This window comes from uncultured Citricoccus sp., from assembly GCF_937871995.1.
In the GTDB taxonomy this organism is placed as follows: Bacteria; Actinomycetota; Actinomycetes; order Actinomycetales; family Micrococcaceae; genus Citricoccus.
Genome location: NZ_CALMQR010000145.1, coordinates 1 through 1,428 on the forward strand (window position 1 = coordinate 1; position 1,428 = coordinate 1,428).

Consider the following 1,428-nt stretch of genomic DNA (forward strand, 5'->3'; position numbering starts at 1 on the left):
TCTCCCTCACCACCACCGACTTATAGTTCATGGTCGCGGCCAGCAGGGCCGCGGGGGTGCGCTTGTTCGTGCCCCACTGGTACCGCACCGAGGGAGAGAACCCGCCCTTGGGGGAGGCGACCTCCCAGGCCTCCACGGCCGGATTGAACTTCACCTCGGTGGCGACCTCGAAGGTGTCGCGGACGAAGTCCTCGTAGATCTCCTGCGGAACCCAGTGCACGCCGGGGTTGACCACCACATCGCGGATGTCCACGTCCGCCGGCAGCACCGCCTCCAACGCGGCCACATTCACCGCGTAGTCTCCACCGTTCTGAACCGCCTGGCGCGCTGCGGCCAGCTTGGTGCGGACGTTGCCGGAGAGGTAGGCGACCTTCGGGGTGAGCATCCCGGACTCGGGGTCGGTGAACACATGCCCGGCCATCATCGTCTGCGCCTCGTCCGCGTCCACGCCGAGCAGCCCGGCCACCCGGTCCACGTCCACGGTGCGGGTCTCGTCCAGGCTGATCGCGATGGCGTCCTCCACCGACTCGGCCCGCTCGGGCCGGGGCCGGTACTCGATGACATCACGAGTCAACAGGGCCGCCGGCTCGGCGGTCTGTTCTTGCTCATCGAACACCTCGCACGCCCGCAGCAGGCCCAGTTTCGGGTCTCCGGCCAGGAACTCCAGGTGCGGCTGGCGCCGGTGGCTGAACTCGGGTTCGGCGGCTTCGGCGGCCCACTGGGTGGCCAGCTCGTCCGGGACGGGGACCTCGGAGCGGTCCATCTCCCCGTCCTCGGGCAGGGTGGCCCGCCACGCGGCCTCCAATTCCCGCACCTTCTGCGCCTGCTCCTGGGGCCGGGGTGTCTTCCAGATGTCCTCGGAGCGGTTGATCGGCCCGTAGCTGTCCACGTAGTCCTGCCACCCGGTGCGCAACTTCTCCCGGGCGGCCTCGGCGGCCTCCTGGCCGCGGCCCTCGGATTGGGTTCGCATGACCTGAACCGCCTGGTCGCGCAGAACCAGCAGGGCCCGGGCCTCCACGGCGCGGGCGCGGGGGACCTTGACCGGTTCCCACGCCAGTTGTGCCCCGTACCGGGCGAAGCCGCCCACGGCGGGGTCGAAGCGGACGTGCCCGACGGCGGCCTCGGCCACCGGCGGGAAGTGCAACCCCGGAGCAAGCTCAACGGGCATCGGGTCGGGGGAGTAGCCCAGCCCGGTGTCCTTGGCCGCGTCGACCACCGCGGCCAGACGCTCGGTCATCAGCGCGGTGAGGTCCCCGGCGGGTGGGTCGACGCGGTAGGACATCCCGCCCCAGGGGTCACTGGCCGCCCGCAGGGTGCCGAGCACGTTCTCGGGGTGCTCGGCGAAGTACCGGGACGCGGGCACCTGGTGGGTCTCCCCGTCCCGGTCGGGGGCTTCGATGACCGCCGGTTCGACCCAGGCGGCGACGG

The 1,428-nt window shown here is 71.4% G+C and carries 1 protein-coding gene; it reads right to left on the minus strand.

Annotated elements, in window-relative coordinates; translation table 11 throughout:
- The coding region (locus Q0283_RS16670) for a hypothetical protein (protein ID WP_298045711.1) at positions 1-1,428 on the minus strand (1,428 nt) is incomplete at both ends.